15 protein-coding genes, 4 tRNA genes, 3 rRNA genes and 1 riboswitch are annotated in these 20,445 nt (G+C 54.1%); of the genes, 5 read left to right on the plus strand and 17 right to left on the minus strand.

Going from position 1 to position 20,445, the window contains the following annotated elements:
• Positions 1 to 60: 60 nt before the first annotated feature.
• Positions 61 to 159: an ilv operon leader peptide gene (ilvL, locus tag C2E15_RS20445; RefSeq protein ID WP_071883719.1), complete on the minus strand. Its 99-nt coding sequence runs from the start codon at positions 157 to 159 to the stop codon at positions 61 to 63.
• 335 nt (positions 160 to 494) lie between these two features.
• On the opposite strand from ilvL, the gene C2E15_RS20450 reads away from it, so the two are divergent.
• Positions 495 to 2,015, plus strand: a complete 1,521-nt coding sequence (locus tag C2E15_RS20450; RefSeq protein ID WP_104958906.1) for a YifB family Mg chelatase-like AAA ATPase — start codon at positions 495 to 497, stop codon at positions 2,013 to 2,015.
• A 60-nt stretch (positions 2,016 to 2,075) separates the two neighbouring features.
• On the opposite strand, the gene C2E15_RS20455 is transcribed toward C2E15_RS20450, so the two are convergent.
• Positions 2,076 to 2,414, minus strand: a complete 339-nt coding sequence (locus tag C2E15_RS20455; RefSeq protein ID WP_085069415.1) for a MaoP family protein — start codon at positions 2,412 to 2,414, stop codon at positions 2,076 to 2,078.
• 121 nt (positions 2,415 to 2,535) lie between these two features.
• On the opposite strand from C2E15_RS20455, the gene hdfR reads away from it, so the two are divergent.
• A complete protein-coding gene (gene hdfR / locus C2E15_RS20460; RefSeq protein ID WP_104958907.1) occupies positions 2,536 to 3,363 on the plus strand; it encodes an HTH-type transcriptional regulator HdfR in 828 nt (275 codons plus the stop codon).
• 131 nt (positions 3,364 to 3,494) lie between these two features.
• Here the strand turns inward: hdfR and C2E15_RS20465 are convergent.
• The 9 genes from C2E15_RS20465 to btuB form a co-directional block, all read right to left on the minus strand.
• Positions 3,495 to 3,570 (minus strand) — tRNA-Trp (locus C2E15_RS20465).
• Positions 3,571 to 3,578: 8 nt separating this feature from the next.
• A tRNA-Asp gene (locus tag C2E15_RS20470) sits at positions 3,579 to 3,655 on the minus strand.
• Positions 3,656 to 3,729: 74 nt separating this feature from the next.
• A 5S ribosomal RNA gene (rrf, locus tag C2E15_RS20475) occupies positions 3,730 to 3,845 on the minus strand.
• Between the two features lie 104 nt (positions 3,846 to 3,949).
• A 23S ribosomal RNA gene (locus C2E15_RS20480) occupies positions 3,950 to 6,855 on the minus strand.
• Between the two features lie 180 nt (positions 6,856 to 7,035).
• Positions 7,036 to 7,111: transfer RNA gene (locus C2E15_RS20485), tRNA-Ala, on the minus strand.
• 113 nt (positions 7,112 to 7,224) lie between these two features.
• Positions 7,225 to 7,301, minus strand: a tRNA-Ile gene (locus C2E15_RS20490).
• Positions 7,302 to 7,374: 73 nt separating this feature from the next.
• A 16S ribosomal RNA gene (locus C2E15_RS20495) occupies positions 7,375 to 8,916 on the minus strand.
• Together the 16S, 23S and 5S rRNA genes with 4 tRNA genes alongside form the textbook arrangement of a ribosomal RNA operon.
• Before the next feature lie 328 nt (positions 8,917 to 9,244).
• Positions 9,245 to 10,096, minus strand: coding sequence for a glutamate racemase (gene murI / locus C2E15_RS20500; RefSeq protein WP_104958908.1), 852 nt, complete (start codon positions 10,094 to 10,096; stop codon positions 9,245 to 9,247).
• Complete coding sequence (gene btuB / locus C2E15_RS20505; RefSeq protein ID WP_146108569.1) at positions 10,041 to 11,915, minus strand: TonB-dependent vitamin B12 receptor BtuB; 1,875 nt, start codon at positions 11,913 to 11,915, stop codon at positions 10,041 to 10,043. Before btuB ends, murI begins: the two co-directional genes overlap by 56 nt.
• Before the next feature lie 67 nt (positions 11,916 to 11,982).
• Positions 11,983 to 12,164: riboswitch (cobalamin riboswitch) on the minus strand.
• Positions 12,165 to 12,287: 123 nt separating this feature from the next.
• On the opposite strand from btuB, the gene trmA reads away from it, so the two are divergent.
• The gene (gene trmA / locus C2E15_RS20510) at positions 12,288 to 13,388 is read left to right on the plus strand and encodes a tRNA (uridine(54)-C5)-methyltransferase TrmA (protein ID WP_104958909.1); all 1,101 of its coding nucleotides are present in this window, start codon (positions 12,288 to 12,290) and stop codon (positions 13,386 to 13,388) included.
• 91 nt (positions 13,389 to 13,479) lie between these two features.
• Here the strand turns inward: trmA and C2E15_RS20515 are convergent, their stop codons facing one another.
• Both C2E15_RS20515 and fabR read right to left on the minus strand, forming a co-directional pair.
• Positions 13,480 to 13,827 (minus strand): YijD family membrane protein, encoded by a 348-nt coding sequence (locus C2E15_RS20515; protein ID WP_104959248.1) that lies wholly within the window; start codon positions 13,825 to 13,827, stop codon positions 13,480 to 13,482.
• An 18-nt stretch (positions 13,828 to 13,845) separates the two neighbouring features.
• Positions 13,846 to 14,487, minus strand: coding sequence for an HTH-type transcriptional repressor FabR (gene fabR, locus C2E15_RS20520; protein ID WP_104958910.1), 642 nt, complete (start codon positions 14,485 to 14,487; stop codon positions 13,846 to 13,848).
• 193 nt (positions 14,488 to 14,680) lie between these two features.
• Here fabR and sthA point away from each other — a divergent pair, with 193 nt between their 5' ends.
• Positions 14,681 to 16,081, plus strand: a complete 1,401-nt coding sequence (sthA, locus tag C2E15_RS20525; protein WP_104958911.1) for a Si-specific NAD(P)(+) transhydrogenase — start codon at positions 14,681 to 14,683, stop codon at positions 16,079 to 16,081.
• Here sthA and oxyR read toward each other — a convergent pair.
• Positions 16,064 to 16,981: a DNA-binding transcriptional regulator OxyR gene (gene oxyR / locus C2E15_RS20530; RefSeq protein WP_104958912.1), complete on the minus strand. Its 918-nt coding sequence runs from the start codon at positions 16,979 to 16,981 to the stop codon at positions 16,064 to 16,066. The genes sthA and oxyR overlap by 18 nt on opposite strands.
• A gap of 140 nt (positions 16,982 to 17,121) precedes the next feature.
• Between oxyR and C2E15_RS20535 the strand changes: the two genes are divergently transcribed.
• On the plus strand, positions 17,122 to 17,856 hold the full coding sequence (locus tag C2E15_RS20535) for a redoxin family protein (RefSeq protein WP_104958913.1): 735 nt from the start codon (positions 17,122 to 17,124) through the stop codon (positions 17,854 to 17,856).
• Positions 17,857 to 18,066: 210 nt separating this feature from the next.
• On the opposite strand, the gene C2E15_RS20540 is transcribed toward C2E15_RS20535, so the two are convergent.
• The 3 genes from C2E15_RS20540 to argH form a co-directional block, all read right to left on the minus strand.
• Complete coding sequence (locus tag C2E15_RS20540) at positions 18,067 to 18,396, minus strand: hypothetical protein (protein WP_104958914.1); 330 nt, start codon at positions 18,394 to 18,396, stop codon at positions 18,067 to 18,069.
• A gap of 36 nt (positions 18,397 to 18,432) precedes the next feature.
• Positions 18,433 to 18,870 carry a hypothetical protein gene (locus C2E15_RS20545; protein WP_146108570.1) on the minus strand — a complete coding sequence of 146 codons (438 nt, stop codon included), beginning with the start codon at positions 18,868 to 18,870 and terminating at the stop codon, positions 18,433 to 18,435.
• A 166-nt stretch (positions 18,871 to 19,036) separates the two neighbouring features.
• Positions 19,037 to 20,413, minus strand: a complete 1,377-nt coding sequence (argH, locus tag C2E15_RS20550) for an argininosuccinate lyase (protein ID WP_104958916.1) — start codon at positions 20,411 to 20,413, stop codon at positions 19,037 to 19,039.
• Between the last annotated feature and the right edge of the window lie 32 nt (positions 20,414 to 20,445).

The raw sequence follows: 20,445 nt of genomic DNA on the forward strand, positions 1-20,445 counted from the left end.
ACCATAAAAAAACCCCCGGACCTTTCGGTGCGGGGGTTCTTTTAGATTCAGGCTTGATTTTTAAGCCTTTCTTCCTCCGAGCGCAGCCCCGCACGGTGTGATAATAATCACCACCACGCTAATCACGACTAGGCTAATCACTCGTAGAAGGGCTTTCATATGATGTTCAAAATTTCGCTTATTCGAAGTAATGCCTAAAGAGTTATCACAGACAGGCGGCACTCGACAACCTTTTTCGCCATTTATTTTTAATGCGCTGCGAAAACTTTAGTAAAAAACCTTTTTTATTCAATCAATAACAGAGACTGAAAGTTATTCATTACGTCCCTTTCGTAATAAATAAAACGTCAGGCCTCCTTTCCTGGAGTGCATCTTTTTACTGAAGAGGTAACAAAGGCAATTTTTTTACGAGATGTCACGCAAGGTTGCTACAGGCGCATCGCATTAGAGTGCAGACCTTTGCATACTCCGGAGCAACAGCAAAAGGAGGGAGTATGTCTTTATCCCACGTGGTTACGCGCGCGGCGCTGGGCGTTACGGCTCCGTTGGTAACGGTTGAAGTGCATATTAGCAATGGCCTGCCGGGGCTTTCGCTGGTGGGATTAGCCGAAACCACCGTAAAAGAGGCGCGCGATCGCGTGCGTAGCGCCATTATTAACAGTGGCTTTGCCTTTCCGGCTAAGCGCATCACCGTTAACCTCGCGCCAGCGGACCTGCCGAAGGAAGGTGGACGTTTCGATCTCCCGATCGCTATCGCGATTCTCGCGGCTTCTGAGCAGCTCCCTGAAGCTAAACTGGCACAGTTTGAATTCCTGGGCGAACTGGCGCTTAGCGGCGCATTACGGGGCGTTCAGGGTGCCATACCGGCGGCGATGGCTGCAAAGGATGCCGGCAGGACGCTGATTCTGCCGGCGGAGAATGCGCCGGATGTTGGTCTGGTGGAACAGGAAAAATCACTGGTTGCTGATACCCTGCCGGAGATATGTGCTTTTCTACTAAATCAGGGTCAACTGGTTCACGGACACACGGAATTACCGCAAGAAGAAGCGAAAAGCGAAGATCTGCGCGATATCATCGGCCAGCAGCAGGGTAAGCGCGCACTGGAAGTCGCCGCAGCGGGAGGACATAATCTACTGCTTATCGGGCCGCCCGGCACAGGAAAGACTATGCTCGCGATGCGGCTGATTGGCCTGCTGCCGCCGCTTAGCGATCGGGAGGCACTGGAGTGCGCGACCGTCGCCAGCATCGTTAACCGTGGCGGCGTTCATAAACAGTGGCGCAAGCGCCCTTTCCGGGTTCCTCATCATAGCTCAACGCTGTATGCCCTGATCGGCGGCGGCTCGCTGCCCCAGCCTGGCGAAATCACGCTGGCGCATAATGGCGTGCTGTTTCTGGATGAGCTGCCGGAATTTAGTCGAAAGACGCTGGACGCGCTGCGCGAGCCGCTTGAAAACGGCGAAATTACAATTTCACGCGCACGCGCGAAAGTAAACTGGCCCGCACGCTTTCAGCTGGTTGCTGCAATGAATCCAAGCCCTGCAGGACATTATCAGGGCAAGCATAACCGCTGTACGCCGCAGCAGACGCTGCGCTATCTCAGCCGACTATCGGGCCCCTTTCTCGACCGCTTCGACCTCTCTTTAGAGATCCCGCTGCTTCCTGCCGGCATGCTGAGTCGGGCACATAAAGACGCAGAATCAAGCGCAGAGGTGCGGCAACGCGTTATCGACGCACGTCAGCGGCAGTTGGCGCGTCAGGGAAAGATCAACGCCCTGATGGATAACAGCGAGGTAGAGCGTTGGTGCGCTTTAATAAAGGAAGATGCCGAGTGGCTGGAATCGATACTTCTTACGCTGGGGCTCTCCGTCAGGGGCTGGCAGAGGCTATTAAAGGTGTCGCGTACCATCGCCGATTTGGCTGGCGAGAAGACACTTACGCGTTCGCATTTGCTGGAGGCATTAAGCTATCGCGGCATGGATCGCATGTTAGTGCATTTGCATAAGAGTCTGGAATAAAAAATGGGGCCGCAGCCCCATCATTTTTATCCAGCGTATTATCAGGCGGGAAGCCCTGGATTAATCATCTGAATCGCTATAGTCTTCAACACCTTCCATCTGCGGCTTACCGCCAGACAGAGTATGGAAACGCTTCGGGCGCTTGATGCGTGTCATGTATTTACTCCAGACACGCTCTGCTTCAGTTTGTGGTTCACGCAAACCACGACATACTTCTATAAACTGACGCTCTTCTTCTGTCACAGGTTCACGCCTGGAGAGATCAAGCTCATTGAACGCGTAACCATGCCTTTCGAGAAGCTGAGCTTCTTTAATAGTGAAATCACCGTGACGCGAAAACCCACGCGGGTAGTGTTTGTTATCAAAAAAACGATTAGTTGTTGCGAAGCTATCCGCCATTTTACACGCTCCTAACTCTTCTATGGCCGTGCGATTTATGGCGCGGAGTATTAGTTAGGCTTGACAGAGTGTAAAACAAAACATTTAAATCATTACGACAAACATTTTTTTGGAGTTGGCTGTGGATACGGAATTACTGAAGACATTTCTTGAGGTGAGCAGAACGCGCCATTTTGGACGCGCCGCAGAAGCGCTCTATTTGACGCAGTCCGCCGTCAGTTTTCGCATCAGGCAGCTGGAAAATCAGCTGGGCGTTAACCTTTTTACCCGGCACCGCAACAACATACGTCTGACATCAGCGGGCGAACGCCTGCTTCCTTACGCAGAGAGCCTGATGAGTACCTGGCTGATGGCGAAAAAGGAGGTGGCGCATACGCAACAGCATCATGAACTCTCTATCGGCGCCAGCGCCTCCCTCTGGGAGGCATATCTGACGCCATGGCTTCAGACGTTGTATGAGAACCGCGAGAGCCTCCACCTGGAGGCGCGCGTGGCGCAACGACATCTGCTGGTGAAACAGCTGCACGAGCGCCAGCTCGATCTGTTAATCACCACTGAGGCGCCAAAAATGGATGAGCTGACCAGCCAGCAGATTGGCCATATCTCTCTTACCCTCTTCCGGTCGCGTAAAAGTGAAAAGCGGGAGAAGTATGACTATATCAAGCTGGAGTGGGGAGCGGACTTTCATCAGCATGAGAGCTATCTGGCGGGCGCGGATGATGTGCCGGTACTAACAACGACCTCTGCGCATCTTACCCGCCAGCTGCTGCATACCACTGGGGCCTGCGCCTTTTTACCGGATAGCTGGATGCAGCTTTACCCGGATTTGATGGTGATCCCGGACACGCCTGTCGCAGTGCGTCCTTTATATGCCGTGTGGCTACAAAATAGCGATCAACAAACGCATATCCGGCAGCTGCTAAAGTTCCCGGTATTGGTACAAAACTGAGTCAGTAAACTGATAAGGTCTTACAGGCAGGAGGGATGAGGGGGGTATTCCGCTCATCCTGAAAAGGATATCTTTGACAGGTAAATAGAACGCAAAAAAAAATCCTTTGCGTTAGCAAAGGATCCTTTATCTGGCAGGGGCGGAGGGACTCGAACCCCCAACACCCGGTTTTGGAGACCGGTGCTCTACCAATTGAACTACGCCCCTAAATAGGGTGGCGGTGCGGACGGGACTCGAACCCGCGACCCCCGGCGTGACAGGCCGGTATTCTAACCGACTGAACTACCGCACCACCGAATACTGCATTACCAGCGGGGTCTCGCTGATAACCGGTGTCGACCTTTACAGGTGTAACCTTAATTTGATGCCTGGCAGTTCCCTACTCTCGCATGGGGAGGCCCCACACTACCATCGGCGCTGCGGCGTTTCACTTCTGAGTTCGGCATGGGGTCAGGTGGGACCACCGCGCTCTCGCCGCCAGGCAAATTCTGTTTCGCATGCCGCCCGCAGGGGGCCACACGCGCTAATCCGGTGAACAAGCTGAAAACTGCGTCTCTCTTTTTTCTTAAAACGCCTGTGGCGTTGTAAGGTTAAGCCTCACGGGTCATTAGTACCGGTTAGCTCAACGCATCGCTGCGCTTACACACCCGGCCTATCAACGTCGTCGTCTTCAACGTCCCTTCAGGGGGCTCAGGGCCCCAGGGAAGACTCATCTCGAGGCAAGTTTCGTGCTTAGATGCTTTCAGCACTTATCTCTTCCGCACTTAGCTACCGGGCAGTGCCATTGGCATGACAACCCGAACACCAGCGGTGCGTTCACTCCGGTCCTCTCGTACTAGGAGCAACCCCTCTCAGTCTTCCAGCGCCCACGGCAGATAGGGACCGAACTGTCTCACGACGTTCTAAACCCAGCTCGCGTACCACTTTAAATGGCGAACAGCCATACCCTTGGGACCTACTTCAGCCCCAGGATGTGATGAGCCGACATCGAGGTGCCAAACACCGCCGTCGATATGAACTCTTGGGCGGTATCAGCCTGTTATCCCCGGAGTACCTTTTATCCGTTGAGCGATGGCCCTTCCATTCAGAACCACCGGATCACTATGACCTGCTTTCGCACCTGCTCGAACCGTCACTCTCGCAGTCAAGCCAGCTTATGCCATTGCACTAACCTCACGATGTCCGACCGTGATTAGCTGACCTTCGTACTCCTCCGTTACACTTTGGGAGGAGACCGCCCCAGTCAAACTACCCACCAGACACTGTCCCCACGCCGGATTACGGCGCCAGGTTAGAACATCAAACATTAAAGGGTGGTATTTCAAGGATGGCTCCACGCAGACTGGCGTCCACGCTTCAAAGCCTCCCACCTATCCTGCACATCAAGGCTCAATGTTCAGTGTCAAGCTGTAGTAAAGGTTCACGGGGTCTTTCCGTCTTGCCGCGGGTACACTGCATCTTCACAGCGAGTTCAATTTCACTGAGTCTCGGGTGGAGACAGCCTGGCCATCATTACGCCATTCGTGCAGGTCGGAACTTACCCGACAAGGAATTTCGCTACCTTAGGACCGTTATAGTTACGGCCGCCGTTTACCGGGGCTTCGATCAAGAGCTTCTCCTTACGGATAACCCCATCAATTAACCTTCCGGCACCGGGCAGGCGTCACACCGTATACGTCCACTTTCGTGTTTGCACAGTGCTGTGTTTTTAATAAACAGTTGCAGCCAGCTGGTATCTTCGACTGGCTTCGGCTCGGGGAGCAAGTCCCTCCACCTACGTGCCAGCGTGCCTTCTCCCGAAGTTACGGCACCATTTTGCCTAGTTCCTTCACCCGAGTTCTCTCAAGCGCCTTGGTATTCTCTACCTGACCACCTGTGTCGGTTTGGGGTACGATTCGTTGTTACCTGATGCTTAGAGGCTTTTCCTGGAAGCAGGGCATTTGTTGCTTCAGCACCGTAGTGCCTCGTCGTCACGCCTCAGCCTTAACTTTCCGGATTTGCCTGGAAAGTCAGCCTACACGCTTAAACCGGGACAACCGTCGCCCGGCCAACATAGCCTTCTCCGTCCCCCCTTCGCAGTAACACCGAGTACGGGAATATTAACCCGTTTCCCATCGACTACGCCTTTCGGCCTCGCCTTAGGGGTCGACTCACCCTGCCCCGATTAACGTTGGACAGGAACCCTTGGTCTTCCGGCGAGCGGGCTTTTCACCCGCTTTATCGTTACTTATGTCAGCATTCGCACTTCTGATACCTCCAGCATGCCTCACAGCACACCTTCGCAGGCTTACAGAACGCTCCCCTACCCAACAACACATAGTGTCGCTGCCGCAGCTTCGGTGCATGGTTTAGCCCCGTTACATCTTCCGCGCAGGCCGACTCGACCAGTGAGCTATTACGCTTTCTTTAAATGATGGCTGCTTCTAAGCCAACATCCTGGCTGTCTGGGCCTTCCCACATCGTTTCCCACTTAACCATGACTTTGGGACCTTAGCTGGCGGTCTGGGTTGTTTCCCTCTTCACGACGGACGTTAGCACCCGCCGTGTGTCTCCCGTGATAACATTCTCCGGTATTCGCAGTTTGCATCGGGTTGGTAAGCCGGGATGGCCCCCTAGCCGAAACAGTGCTCTACCCCCGGAGATGAATTCACGAGGCGCTACCTAAATAGCTTTCGGGGAGAACCAGCTATCTCCCGGTTTGATTGGCCTTTCACCCCCAGCCACAGGTCATCCGCTAATTTTTCAACATTAGTCGGTTCGGTCCTCCAGTTAGTGTTACCCAACCTTCAACCTGCCCATGGCTAGATCACCGGGTTTCGGGTCTATACCCTGCAACTTAGCGCCCGGTTAAGACTCGGTTTCCCTACGGCTCCCCTATACGGTTAACCTTGCTACAGAATATAAGTCGCTGACCCATTATACAAAAGGTACGCAGTCACCCCCATAAAGAAGGCTCCCACTGCTTGTACGTACACGGTTTCAGGTTCTGTTTCACTCCCCTCGCCGGGGTTCTTTTCGCCTTTCCCTCACGGTACTGGTTCACTATCGGTCAGTCAGGAGTATTTAGCCTTGGAGGATGGTCCCCCCATATTCAGACAGGATACCACGTGTCCCGCCCTACTCATCGAGCTCACAACACATGCATCTTCGTGTACGGGACTGTCACCCTGTACCGTGCGCCATTCCAGACGCTTCCACTGACACACATGCTGATTCAGGCTCTGGGCTGTTCCCCGTTCGCTCGCCGCTACTCAGGGAATCTCGGTTGATTTCTTTTCCTCGGGGTACTTAGATGTTTCAGTTCCCCGGTTCGCTTCGTTAAGCTATGTATTCACTTAACGATAGTGTGACGAGTCACACTGGGTTTCCCCATTCGGACATCGCCGGCTGATAGCGGTTCATATCACCTCACCGGCGCTTTTCGCAGATTAGCACGTCCTTCATCGCCTCTGACTGCCAGGGCATCCACCGTGTACGCTTGGTCGCTTAACCTCACAACCCACAGGCGTCTTGCGACACCGTGTCGGTGTGAAAAATTGAGAGACTCTGAACAGTTCTTTATGCAAAGAAGCTGCTCTTTCAAATTTTCAGCTTGTTCCGGATTGTTAAAGAGCAAATACTGCACAATACATTCGTAAATGTATTCTGGAGTGGTCATCAACCTGATGTTGATGGTGGAGCTAAGCGGGATCGAACCGCTGACCTCCTGCGTGCAAAGCAGGCGCTCTCCCAGCTGAGCTATAGCCCCAGATATACTGTAAAATCGCCGGTTAACCTTTAATTCTTTCTCAGGCAAGGCATACGTTCGGGAAGTTTACACGGGTAAACGACCGGGCGTATAACGCGGCATGAGGAAGAATTTGGTAGGCCTGAGTGGACTTGAACCACCGACCTCACCCTTATCAGGGGTGCGCTCTAACCACCTGAGCTACAAGCCTGCCGGGATTTTACTGCTCGTTAATTTCTATCAGACAATCTGTGTGGACACTGCACGGGAAGGTATCAGCATGGTAAGGAGGTGATCCAACCGCAGGTTCCCCTACGGTTACCTTGTTACGACTTCACCCCAGTCATGAATCACAAAGTGGTAAGCGCCCTCCCGAAGGTTAAGCTACCTACTTCTTTTGCAACCCACTCCCATGGTGTGACGGGCGGTGTGTACAAGGCCCGGGAACGTATTCACCGTGGCATTCTGATCCACGATTACTAGCGATTCCGACTTCATGGAGTCGAGTTGCAGACTCCAATCCGGACTACGACGCACTTTATGAGGTCCGCTTGCTCTCGCGAGGTCGCTTCTCTTTGTATGCGCCATTGTAGCACGTGTGTAGCCCTGGTCGTAAGGGCCATGATGACTTGACGTCATCCCCACCTTCCTCCGGTTTATCACCGGCAGTCTCCTTTGAGTTCCCGGCCGAGCCGCTGGCAACAAAGGATAAGGGTTGCGCTCGTTGCGGGACTTAACCCAACATTTCACAACACGAGCTGACGACAGCCATGCAGCACCTGTCTCACGGTTCCCGAAGGCACTAAGGCATCTCTGCCGAATTCCGTGGATGTCAAGACCAGGTAAGGTTCTTCGCGTTGCATCGAATTAAACCACATGCTCCACCGCTTGTGCGGGCCCCCGTCAATTCATTTGAGTTTTAACCTTGCGGCCGTACTCCCCAGGCGGTCGACTTAACGCGTTAGCTCCGGAAGCCACTCCTCAAGGGAACAGCCTCCAAGTCGACATCGTTTACGGCGTGGACTACCAGGGTATCTAATCCTGTTTGCTCCCCACGCTTTCGCACCTGAGCGTCAGTCTTCGTCCAGGGGGCCGCCTTCGCCACCGGTATTCCTCCAGATCTCTACGCATTTCACCGCTACACCTGGAATTCTACCCCCCTCTACGAGACTCAAGCCTGCCAGTTTCAAATGCAGTTCCCAGGTTAAGCCCGGGGATTTCACATCTGACTTAACAGACCGCCTGCGTGCGCTTTACGCCCAGTAATTCCGATTAACGCTTGCACCCTCCGTATTACCGCGGCTGCTGGCACGGAGTTAGCCGGTGCTTCTTCTGCGGGTAACGTCAATGACGGCGCGTATTAAACGCCATCCCTTCCTCCCCGCTGAAAGTACTTTACAACCCGAAGGCCTTCTTCATACACGCGGCATGGCTGCATCAGGCTTGCGCCCATTGTGCAATATTCCCCACTGCTGCCTCCCGTAGGAGTCTGGACCGTGTCTCAGTTCCAGTGTGGCTGGTCATCCTCTCAGACCAGCTAGGGATCGTCGCCTAGGTGAGCCGTTACCCCACCTACTAGCTAATCCCATCTGGGTTCATCCGATGGTGTGAGGCCCGAAGGTCCCCCACTTTGGTCTTGCGACGTTATGCGGTATTAGCCACCGTTTCCAGTGGTTATCCCCCTCCATCGGGCAGATCCCCAGACATTACTCACCCGTCCGCCACTCGTCAGCGAAGCAGCAAGCTGCTTCCTGTTACCGTTCGACTTGCATGTGTTAGGCCTGCCGCCAGCGTTCAATCTGAGCCATGATCAAACTCTTCAATTTAAAAGTCTGATGCTCAAAGAAAAACGTCGTAATGAATTACGTGTTCACTCTTGAGACTTGATACTGCAATTATTTTTGCGATATCCGTCCTGTGAGTGCCCACACAGATTGTCTGATAAATTGTTAAAGAGCGGCGCCACATTCTCAGTGGCGCGGGCTGCGTATATTACGCTTTCCCGCTGAAGAGTCAAGATTTTATTTTCTTTTCCCTTCCTGACATGGCCGACTAAGAAGTCGTTGTTCCGTGTCAGTGGAGGCGCATTATAGGGAGTTCTTTTCGGCTGACAAGCACTAATTTCAAAAAATAAATCGGATGTCGATTTTTTCGTCAAACTGCCAGTTTTTCCAGCTTTTCAAAGCCGTAACGCTGTAAAACGGGCATTAATTGCACAGCTTCCGGCGTCATTTCCATGCAAAACGCGACATTCCCCTCTTCAGAGCGGGCATCCGGCGCCTCATGCTCAAGCAGCCAAACGGTACGACGCGCGATTGCTGCTCCGGAATCAATCAAACGGGTGCCTTCAGGCAAGACCGCCTGCAGCTCGTCAGCCAATAACGGGAAGTGAGTGCAGCCCAGCACAACCGTATCGGGCGGTTCAGCCATTCGCAGCCAGGGTTGCAGGATACGACGTACCGCCTCAAGCGAAACCTGATGACCATGCAGCTTCATTTCAGCTAACTCCACTAATTCGCCTGAACCCAACATTTCGGTTTTACACTCGCTGGCGAACTGCGCCACCAGCTCCTGAGTATAAGAACGGCGCACCGTCGCTCGCGTCGCCAGCAGACCCACGACGCCATTACGCGTCAGCCTGGCGGCCGGCTTAATCGCCGGTACCACGCCGACGACCGGAAAATCAAAGCGCGCGCGCAGCGCAGGTAAGGAAACGGTGCTGGCGGTATTGCAGGCGATCACTACCATAGATAAGGGATAACGGCGCGTTACCGCGCCAACGATAGCGACCACACGCTCGACGATGAACGCTTCCGTCTTCTCGCCATACGGAAAGGCGACGTTATCAAAGGCGTAGAGATAATGAAGATTCGGCAGCAGCTGCCGAATCTCATCATAGACAGAAAGCCCACCCACACCGGAGTCAAACACCAGCACGGTGGGCCGCAATTCAGAAGCTGTAAGTTCCGCTGAGGTAGTACTCACGTCCTGCGGTTGGGTAGCCATACGCTGTCTCGTAATCTTTATCGAACAGGTTGGCAATTCTACCACGAACCGTCAGATGAGAGGTGACCGGATACGAAACTGCCAGATCCCATAAACTCATGCCCCCCAGCTTTACCCGCTGCTCCGGATAGCTATTGTAATCAACATCGTATCGGGCGCCGGTATAAACATACGTGAGTGACCAGTCAAAACTGTAGGATGTCCAGTCCAGCTGGTATTTAACCATCTGTTTTGCACGTCGTAATAAAACCTGGTCGGTTTGAGTGTCGCGCGGATCGGTATAATCGTAAGACACCTGATGACTTAAAGGCCCGGTATCGAATTGAGCGGTTGCCTCAATACCTTTGATGCGAACCTGCTGGATATTGTAGTAACGGTAAGTAGCATCGGTGTTAATCATATCGTCGATATCATTACGATAGCCCGATACGCGCCAGTTTACCGGCCCCGTTAACCCTTCGACACCACCTTCCCACTGCTTACTTTTTTCCGGATCCAGATTTACATTTCCGTAATTTTGCGAATATACCTGCCCGAGGTTAGGTGCTTTATAGGCTGTTCCATAAGAAGCAAACAAACGGTAGCCGTCTGTGAATTCCCATGCGGCCCCCGTCTGCCAGGTGTTATGCCAGCCAAATTGATTATTGTCGTCACCACGAACCGCGCCTTCCAGGGTCACGCTGCCTAACTGCTGCTGAGTCGTCAGATAAAAGCCGGTATTGCGTTGTTCATACCCTTTCGCCAAAACGCTTGTGCCCGGCTCCGTAGTTTGCTTTTGCCAGTCAATCCCAGAGCTTACGGTTCCCTGGCCAATACGAACCGTATTTCCCCATTGCAGGTTGTACTGTTGCGCATCATCAAGCGTAGAAATAGCGTTATACCTGCCCAGCCGTGGGTCATAATTATAATCTTTGGTATGGCTATAGCTGGCGGTTAGCTGTGTCGAATAATTATCATCCTGAAAGCGCAGCCCGGTATCCCAGTTACGGCTGTAAAGCTGCCGGGTATCTCTGATTCCCAGAATATGTGTATAACTGTCATCATAGATATAGCCGGCGTCATAAGCGCTACGGTTACTAAAACCATAACCGCGAATAAAGCCGCTCAGCTTATCGCTAAACGCCTGCTCAACAGATCCATACAACGTCTTGCTCATAAAACCGTCGCGATCGGACTGAGCCGGACCGTAGGCCGTCGGATAACCCGCCTTTACATCGAATCCTCTGGTATAGGTATAATCACCTGCCAGCGTTAATGTAGTCGCTTCACCCAGCTTTTGCTGCGTTGCGCCGTCATACATCTGATAACCATTTGAGCCAACGCTTGTGGTAAGGCTACTACCCGATTGGGCACGACCGGTAATGATATTAATCACACCGCCAATCGCATCTGAACCATAAACGGCCGAACGTGCGCCACGGATATATTCAATTCGTTGAACAAGCGAAAGCGGAATTTGGCTCAGATCGGATGATCCACTAATGCCAGCTTGGTTAAGGCGGATACCATTAACAAGAATCAGCACATGGTCAGACTCTGTTCCGCGAATAAACAGCGAACTTAATTGCCCGAGACCACCATTCACCACCGTATTAACCCCGGGCAGTCGTCGCATGACATCAGTCAAGCTGGTAGCCTGCCAGCGTTCAATTTCCTCACGAGTAACAACAGTTGTGGGAGCCAACACAGAAGAAACTGGTTGGGCAAAGCGGTTCGCCGTCACGACTATGTCTTCATTACTCGCAGCAGCGCCATGCTGCGCCCAGAGAGAAATCGCCGAGACGGCCAGCGCCAGCGACGTTTTTTTCATTATCATCATTATCAAAGCATCCGAAAGATCGATCGGGATGCCGCAGGCGTACGGCCAATAGCTCGCGATAGCCGTAAAGTGCGACGTGTTGCCGGCAGGTCTTCGGGCTTGGAATCGATAATATGGCGATGACTTCCCGTCAGATGACAGTGTCTGCTATGCGCTATCGCCACGACATTCCTTACCGCTGCGCGTCAGCTCCAGATTTGCACTGGATTCCCTATTAACTCGGCGGGAGACCGGCTCGCGCAGTCTACAATCGCCATTTTCGGAAGTCCAGACTTCCAGGTTGCTATAACCGACAGGCGCGGACAGGGCTGGACATCCCGTATTGAATCCCTACAATCGCCCGGCAAGTTTGCCATTGAATCAGGAAAAGCCATGACGCCCGAAAAACTGCCCGTCGAACAGTATGAAACCCAGCTCGCGGAAAAAGTGACGCGCCTGCAACAGCTGATGGCGCCCTTCTCCGCGCCGGAAACCGAGGTGTTTCGCTCGCCGGTCAGCCACTATCGCATGCGTGCTGAGTTCCGCATCTGGCACGATGGCGACGATCTCTACCACATCATTTTCGATCAGCAGACGCGCCAGCGCATCCGCGTCGATCAATTTCCGGCCGCCAGTGATCTGATTAACCAAATGATGCCGCTGATGATCGCCGCGATCCGCAGCAATACCGTACTGCGCCGCAAGCTTTTCCAGATCGATTACCTGTCGACGATGAGCAATCAGATCGTTATCTCCCTGCTTTATCATCGCAAGCTTGATGACGAGTGGCAGCAGGCGGCGCAGGCGCTGCGCGACGCGCTGCGGGCGCAGGGTTTCGATCTGCAGCTGATTGGTCGCGCCACCAAAACGAAGATTTGCCTCGACCGGGACTACGTCGATGAGCGCTTGCCGGTCGCCGGCCGGGACATGATCTATCGCCAGATTGAAAACAGTTTTACTCAGCCTAACGCGGCGATGAATATTCAGATGCTGGAGTGGGCGCTGGATGTCACAAAGAACGCACAGGGCGATCTGTTGGAGCTTTACTGCGGCAACGGTAACTTCTCGCTGGCGCTGGCGCGCAACTTCCGCCGCGTGCTGGCGACGGAGATCGCCAAACCTTCGGTTGCGGCCGCGCAATACAATATCGCAGCAAACCAGATCGATAACGTACAGATCATTCGTATGGCGGCCGAAGAGTTTACTCAGGCGATGAACGGCGTGCGCACCTTTAACCGACTGGAAGGCATCGATTTACAGAGCTACCAGTGCGAGACCATTTTTGTCGACCCGCCGCGCAGCGGCCTTGATGAAGAGACGGTTAAACTGGTGCAGGGCTACCAGCAGATCCTCTATATCTCCTGCAATCCGCAAACCCTGTGCGATAACCTCGCCACCCTGGCGCAAACGCATGACGTTACGCGTCTGGCGCTGTTCGACCAGTTCCCGTATACCCATCATATGGAGTGCGGCGTACTACTGACGCGTCGTTAAATGCGGGTTCCGCGCGGCGGAGTCAAGCGGCAAAACGGAGAACATCACGGCCTGCTTCCCTGCAGGCCTGATAACAACAGACAGTTTACGGTCAGCGCTTCCGGCGCAGGCGCGTGCCGATCCAGAAAATCAGCGCCACCATCAACACCACAGGCACAAAGTTGGAGCCAATTTCAGGGTAGTCGGCGCGTACGATGGCGCTATAGAGCAAGATCCCCAGCAGGAAAAAAGCGGCGGCCATCGATGGCATGCCTTCCGGCATGGCGCGGTTAAGGTAGCGCTGATGCAGACACCAGGCCGCCAGGCCCAGCGCAATCAGCGGGAAAATCGAAAACGGCACGAAGGCGTTGAAAAGTACTGAAAAAGAACCGTTAATCGCGAGGCCGGTGATGAATGCCAGCAGTAGGGTTCCTTTATCGCGCGGGTTCTGATCTGTCATGTCATATCCTTTTTTCATTTAATGGGGACTATCGAGCGTGACCGCTGTCCGCTCCTGCTCACGGCGATACCAGTAGTAAGCCCCTTTGGAGATCATGCGCAGCTGCAGCACCAGACGCTCTTCCAGCTTGCGTCGCTGCTCCGCATCGACATCCAGCGCCTCTGCGCCCGCATTAAAGACGATAATCACCATCGCTTCCGCCTGTGCTTCGGTAAAACTGCGCGGCATGCGATTTTCCAGCTCCAGATAATCGGCCAGCTCGGCGATAAAATGCTGGATTTCGCGCGCCACGGCGGCGCGGAAGGCGGCGGAGGTACCCGATCGCTCACGCAGCAACAGACGAAAGGCGTTAGGGTTGCTTTCGATAAATTCCATAAAGGTGGAGACAGAGGTTTTGATCACGCTACCGCCTTTGGCGATACGCTGACGCGCCTGGCGCATCAGTTGCCTTAACATCAGGCCGCTTTCATCCACCATGGTCAGTCCCAGCTCATCCACATCGCGGAAATGACGGTAAAAGGAGGTCGGGGCGATACCGGCTTCACGGGCGACTTCCCGCAAACTCAGGCTGGCAAAACTGCGTTCGGCACTTAACTGACTAAATGCCGCCTCAATAAGCGAACGTCGTGTACGTTCTTTTTGCTGTGCTCTGACGCCCATTTTTCTGCCTGTTAGCCTACCGAAAGCCCACTATAACAAATATTTCAGCGTACAGTCCGTCAAAGTTTGTGAACGGCTGTTACCCTCACGCTTTAGCAAATTGAGGCTAAAATCACACGAGGAATTGGGATGTTCGCGCCGTGATGTTAGAATCTCGTTGCTAAAATGTATATAAAATAAAGGAAGTGCCGGTATGCAACATGCTTACGATTACGATGTTATTGTGATTGGCTCCGGCCCGGGCGGTGAAGGCGCCGCAATGGGCCTGGTAAAACAGGGCGCCCGTATCGCCGTGATTGAGCGCTATCACAATATAGGCGGCGGCTGTACCCACTGGGGGACCATCCCTTCCAAAGCGTTACGCCACGCAGTAAGCCGCACCATCGAATTTAACCAAAACCCTTTATACAGCGACCACACCCGCCACCTTCGCTCCTCCTTCGCTGACATCCTGAACCACACGGAAAACGTGATTAATCAGCAGACGCGGATGCGCCAGGGCTTTTATGAGCGTAACCACTGCGAACTGTTTCAGGGCGACGCCCGTTTCCTTGATGCCAATACCATCGGTTTAACGCACCCTGACGGATCGGTTGAGCGGCTGACGGCGGAAAAATTTGTTATCGCCTGCGGCTCGCGCCCTTATCATCCGGCGGACGTCGATTTTACCCATCCGCGCATCTATGATTCCGATTCGATCCTGAATCTTCATCACGAGCCGGGACATGTAATTATCTACGGCGCCGGCGTTATCGGCTGTGAATACGCCTCGATTTTCCGCGGCCTGAACGTCAAGGTGGATTTGATCAACACACGCGACCGCCTGCTGGCGTTTCTTGATCAGGAGATGTCGGATGCGCTCTCTTATCACTTCTGGAACAGCGGCGTGGTTATTCGCCATAACGAAGAGTTCGAGAAGATTGAAGGGGTAAGCGATGGCGTGATCATGCACCTGAAGTCGGGCAAAAAGGTGAAGGCGGATTGCCTGCTTTACGCCAACGGCCGTACCGGCAACACCGATTCGCTCTCGCTGGAAAACGTAGGCCTAGAAGCGGATGGTCGCGGACTGCTGAAAGTCAACAGTATGTATCAAACGGCGCAGCCGCATATCTATGCGGTCGGCGACGTTATCGGCTATCCGAGCCTTGCCTCCGCCGCCTATGATCAGGGACGCATCGCCGCGCAGGCAGTGATCAAAGGCGAAGCGACCGCGCATCTGATCGAGGATATCCCCACCGGGATTTACACCATTCCGGAAATCAGTTCGGTCGGCAAAACGGAACAGCAGCTTACGGCGATGAAAGTGCCTTACGAGGTCGGTCGGGCGCAGTTCAAGCATCTGGCGCGCGCGCAGATCGTCGGTATGAACGTGGGCAGCCTGAAGATTCTGTTCCACCGCGATACCAAAGAGATCCTTGGCATTCACTGCTTCGGCGAACGTGCGGCGGAGATCATTCACATTGGTCAGGCGATCATGGAGCAAAAAAATGGTGGCAACACGATTGAGTACTTCGTGAATACCACCTTTAACTACCCCACGATGGCGGAAGCGTATCGCGTTGCCGCCCTGAACGGCTTAAACCGCCTGTTTTAACGTGGTCGCCATCTGGCCTTGCATGTGGTTGCGGATTGCCTCGGCCAGCTGCTCATAGCGGCTGCGCAGAGGCGATCCCGGCCGATAGACCAGCGCGATAGTGCGCTGCGGTACCGGCTTATAGCAGGAGAGATAGGTGATGCCGTCGCGCGTGCGATCCTGCGGCACCGCCAGCGCCGGCAGTAGCGTAATGCCGCTGCCCGCCGCCACCATATTGCGCAGCGTCTCGAGGCTGGTCGCCCGGAAATGGGTATCCTCATCGGCGCCTGCCTGGAAACAGAAGCCCATCGCCTGATCGCGCAGGCAGTGGCCATCTTCCAGCATCAGCAATTTCTCGCCCGCCAGATCGGACATCGGCACGCGATCGCGATCCTTCAACGGATGATCCTGCCAGACCGCCAGCTTCATCGGCTCATCGAACAGCGGCACTTCAATAAAGGCTTCGCTCTCTTTTACCAGCGCCAAAATAGCGCAGTCGAGTTTGCCACTGTCGAGCTGGTTCAGCAGCTGCTGCGTTTGTGCCTCATGCAGATACATCTCCAGCTTAGGGAAACTTTGGTGCAACATCGGAATGATATGCGGCAGCAGGTAAGGCCCTACCGTCGGGATCAGGCCGATATGCAGCGGACCGGACATCGCCTCGCCCTGCTGACTGGCCATCTCCTTCAGCACTTTCACTTCACGCAGTACAGTCCGCGCCTGATCGACCAGCAGCAGGCCCGCCTGAGTAAACAGCACTTTACGGCTGGTGCGCTCCAGCAGCATCACGCCCAGCTCATCTTCCAGTTTGCGGATCTGTCCGCTCAGCGTGGGCTGGCTGACATGACAGGCGTCGGCGGCGCGCCGGAAATGGCGATGCTCAGCGAGGGAAACCAGGTATTCAAGATCACGAATATTCATTTTATCCTCCGAGCCACGATAGCCCGTGGCAATGAATAGAATAGCAATGAACGATTAGCCCTATCAAGCCTGGATAAGAATAATGCACATCAGAAGTTAAAGAGATCAAACGCAACGTTAATAAAGAGGTATTGATTCTTATGTTTGCAAGTCAGGAAGGTAAAAGCGTCCCACAGGTCACTTTCCACACACGTCAGGGCGACAGCTGGGTCGATGTTACAACTGACGAGCTGTTTAAGGGCAAAACCGTTATCGTATTTTCGCTGCCGGGCGCGTTCACCCCGACCTGCTCCTCCAGCCATCTGCCGCGCTATAACGAGCTGGCGGGTGTCTTCGCGCAGCATGGCGTCGACAGCATTCTGTGCGTTTCCGTTAACGATACTTTCGTGATGAACGCCTGGAAAGCGGATCAGCATGCGGACAACATCACCTTTATTCCGGACGGCAACGGTGATTTTACCCGCGGTATGGAGATGCTGGTCGAGAAAGCTGACCTGGGCTTCGGTCCACGCTCATGGCGTTACTCTATGCTGGTACGCGACGGCGTGGTAGTGAAGATGTTTGTTGAGCCGAACAAGCCGGGTGACCCGTTTGAAGTCTCCGACGCTGACACCATGCTGCGTTACCTGGCACCGGAATTTAAAGTGCAGGAGTCCGTCTCTCTGTTCACCAAGCCGGGCTGCCCGTTCTGCACCAAAGCAAAACAGATGCTGCTTGACCGTGGCATTCAGTATGAAGAAATCGTACTGGGACAAGATGCCACCACTGTTAGCCTGCGCGCCATGACCGGCCGCGCGACCGTACCGCAGGTATTTATCGGCGGACGTCATATTGGCGGCAGCGACGATCTGGAAAGATACTTCCAGGTTGCTTAAAAAATCCGGAAACCGGCTCCGTTACCCATGCCGGTTTTCAGATGTGCCTATAAAAAGAAATATCTGAAGTCAGAGGTTGGCGGGCAAGAATGCCCGCCTTTTTTACAGGGCAGCGTCTGAAAAGAACTATTTATCACAATCTATGCGGGATTAATGAAATAACCTTCTCTCGGTCAATAAATAAATATTTAAATAACCCTTTCGCTGTCATTAACTGCCAGGCTTACCGCGCATGACATCAAGTAATAATTCCGCTGCGATAACCTTGCCGTTTTCATAACCCACATAAGGGCCGCCTATAGCGCCGACCGCTGCGCCCAGCAACGCGCCGCCGATCATACCGATTAAGGCCGTAAAACCGCCGCCAATGCCGATTACATCACTACTGCTGGCGCCGCGTCCGCCCATAATCGCCAGCGTCCAGCTACCCAGAACCGCACCGCCGACCGAACAGACGGCAGCTTCGATGAGATTGAACAGTGCATTATCGCCATAGCCGCCGCTTACTTTTACTACCTCATTGCAATTTAACTCACGCATATCCTTATCCTTAATTAAACAGCAGACGAAAAAGGCTTAAAGCTGGCCGCCGATCAGGGCCCGGGCTGCTTCCACAGCCAGCGGGAAGCTGTAGCTTAATGGCACCAGCAGACCACCAACCACGCCGCCTACGCCGCCGATGACCGCACCGCCTACGGCACCCACCAGCTGACCAATAATGCCCAGCCCAAAAACGCCCATCGCATCGGCGCCATGCAGATAACCGATCGATCCGCCAATGGCCGCAGCCGCAACGCCGCCCAGCACAGAACTGGCCAAACGATCCGCGACAAAATTAAACGCATCACCAGCAAAGGTTACGGCATCGCTAACCGCGCTGGCGCCGGAAACAGCTGACAGTTCATTAAAAGTTAATTCTCGCATATTCACTCCTGCTATAAATTTAAAATGACCGCGTTTAAAGCAAGATAAAATTATCAGGCCGGCTTGTATAATAAATAGAAAAATAGCCATTTTTCGCGCCATCCTTTAATAAATAAGGCAGAAAAACGGAATGTTCTGGCACAGATAAATAGTGGGAGTGAAGAAAAATGAGAGATAGGCAGGCGCGAACAAAATAAGCATGAACACTATTATCAGCCATAGAGGGGTAGAAATTTACCCCTCTGGCTTGCAGGAATTACTCTGCCAGACGATGGCGCGCCTCGGCAATTGCCGCCGCGATCTGCTGCGGTGCCACCCCACCTTTGGCGTTACGTTTATCCAGACAGGACTGCAGAGACAGCACCGGGTAAACATCCTGTTCGATAACCGGACTGAACTGCTGCAGCTGCGCCAGCGTTAAGGCTTCCAGCGCCACGCCCTGACCGATCGCGGCCACCACCGCCTCGCCGACGATATGGTGCGCCTCACGGAAAGGAATGCCTTTCGCCACCAAGTAATCCGCCAGCTCTGTGGCGTTGGCATAGCCCTGCTCCGCCGCTTCCTGGCAACGCGCGTGCTTCAGCTGAATGCCATCCAGCACCAGCACCGCCATATACAGACAGTCAAGCCAGGTGTCGAGCGCGTCGAACAGTCCCTCTTTGTCTTCCTGCATATCTTTGTTGTAGGCCAGCGGCAGCCCTTTCAGCGTCATCATCATGCCGGTCAGCGCGCCCTGCACCCGACCGCATTTACCCCGAATCAGCTCCAGCGCGTCCGGGTTTTTCTTTTGCGGCATCAACGATGAGCCGGAGGTTACGCGATCGGACAGCTCCACGAAGTTCGCTTCGCCGGTATTAAAGAAAATCAGGTCTTCCGCAAAGCGCGACAGATGCACCATGCCGATAGCGGCGTCCGACAGCAGCTCCAGCGCATGATCGCGATCGGAGACGCTGTCCAGGCTATTACGCGTGGCGGAAGCGAAGCCCAGCCAGCCGGCCAGCTGCTCGCGGTCGATCTCATAGGCAGTGCCGGCCAGCGCGCCGCAGCCCAGCGGGCTAACGTCCAGACGCTTCAGCGTATCTTCTAAGCGGCTCTCGTCGCGCGCCAGCATCTCAACATAGGCCAGACACCAGTGGGCAAAAGTGACCGGCTGGGCGCGCTGCAGGTGCGTATAGCCCGGCATCACCGCGTCCTGGTTCGCCTCGGCCGTCGCTACCAGCGCCTGCTGCAGCTCGCGCACCGCGCTCAGCAACAGCAGCACCTGCTCTTTGCACCACAGTTTTAAGTCAGTGGCGACCTGATCGTTACGGCTGCGTCCGGTATGCAGTTTTTTGCCCAGCGCGCCGACTTTATCGATCAGACGCCCTTCTACCCAGCTATGAATATCTTCAGCATCGCTTGCCAAAATCTGCTGCGGATTGACGCGCACCTCTTCCAGCAGCACGTTCAGCGCGGCTTCCAGCTGCTGCTGTTCCTCCTGCGTCAGCACGTTTACGGTCACCAGCGCTTTCGACCAGGCGACAGAGCCGACAATGTCCTGCTCCGCCAGGCGATAATCAAAACGCAGCGAGTCGTTAAACTGTTTAAACCGTCCATCGGCCGCCTGTGTAAACCGTCCACCCCATAGTGCCATCTTCAATGCTCCTGAAATCTGTTGCGCGCAAG

Source organism: Mixta gaviniae, assembly GCF_002953195.1.
GTDB classification, from domain to species: Bacteria; Pseudomonadota; Gammaproteobacteria; order Enterobacterales; family Enterobacteriaceae; genus Mixta; species Mixta gaviniae.

Coding starts and splice junctions, on each gene's coding strand:
- ilvL (WP_071883719.1), bottom strand. CDS start 159: ATGAAAGCCCTTCTACGAGTGATTAGCCTAGTCGTGATTAGCGTGGTG.
- oxyR (WP_104958912.1), bottom strand. CDS start 16,981: ATGAATATTCGTGATCTTGAATACCTGGTTTCCCTCGCTGAGCATCGC.
- murI (WP_104958908.1), bottom strand. CDS start 10,096: ATGGCTACCCAACCGCAGGACGTGAGTACTACCTCAGCGGAACTTACA.
- C2E15_RS20545 (WP_146108570.1), bottom strand. CDS start 18,870: ATGGCTATTTTTCTATTTATTATACAAGCCGGCCTGATAATTTTATCT.
- C2E15_RS20450 (WP_104958906.1), top strand. CDS start 495: ATGTCTTTATCCCACGTGGTTACGCGCGCGGCGCTGGGCGTTACGGCT.
- trmA (WP_104958909.1), top strand. CDS start 12,288: ATGACGCCCGAAAAACTGCCCGTCGAACAGTATGAAACCCAGCTCGCG.
- C2E15_RS20535 (WP_104958913.1), top strand. CDS start 17,122: ATGTTTGCAAGTCAGGAAGGTAAAAGCGTCCCACAGGTCACTTTCCAC.
- C2E15_RS20515 (WP_104959248.1), bottom strand. CDS start 13,827: ATGACAGATCAGAACCCGCGCGATAAAGGAACCCTACTGCTGGCATTC.
- C2E15_RS20540 (WP_104958914.1), bottom strand. CDS start 18,396: ATGCGTGAGTTAAATTGCAATGAGGTAGTAAAAGTAAGCGGCGGCTAT.
- fabR (WP_104958910.1), bottom strand. CDS start 14,487: ATGGGCGTCAGAGCACAGCAAAAAGAACGTACACGACGTTCGCTTATT.
- sthA (WP_104958911.1), top strand. CDS start 14,681: ATGCAACATGCTTACGATTACGATGTTATTGTGATTGGCTCCGGCCCG.
- C2E15_RS20455 (WP_085069415.1), bottom strand. CDS start 2,414: ATGGCGGATAGCTTCGCAACAACTAATCGTTTTTTTGATAACAAACAC.
- btuB (WP_146108569.1), bottom strand. CDS start 11,915: ATGATGATAATGAAAAAAACGTCGCTGGCGCTGGCCGTCTCGGCGATT.
- argH (WP_104958916.1), bottom strand. CDS start 20,413: ATGGCACTATGGGGTGGACGGTTTACACAGGCGGCCGATGGACGGTTT.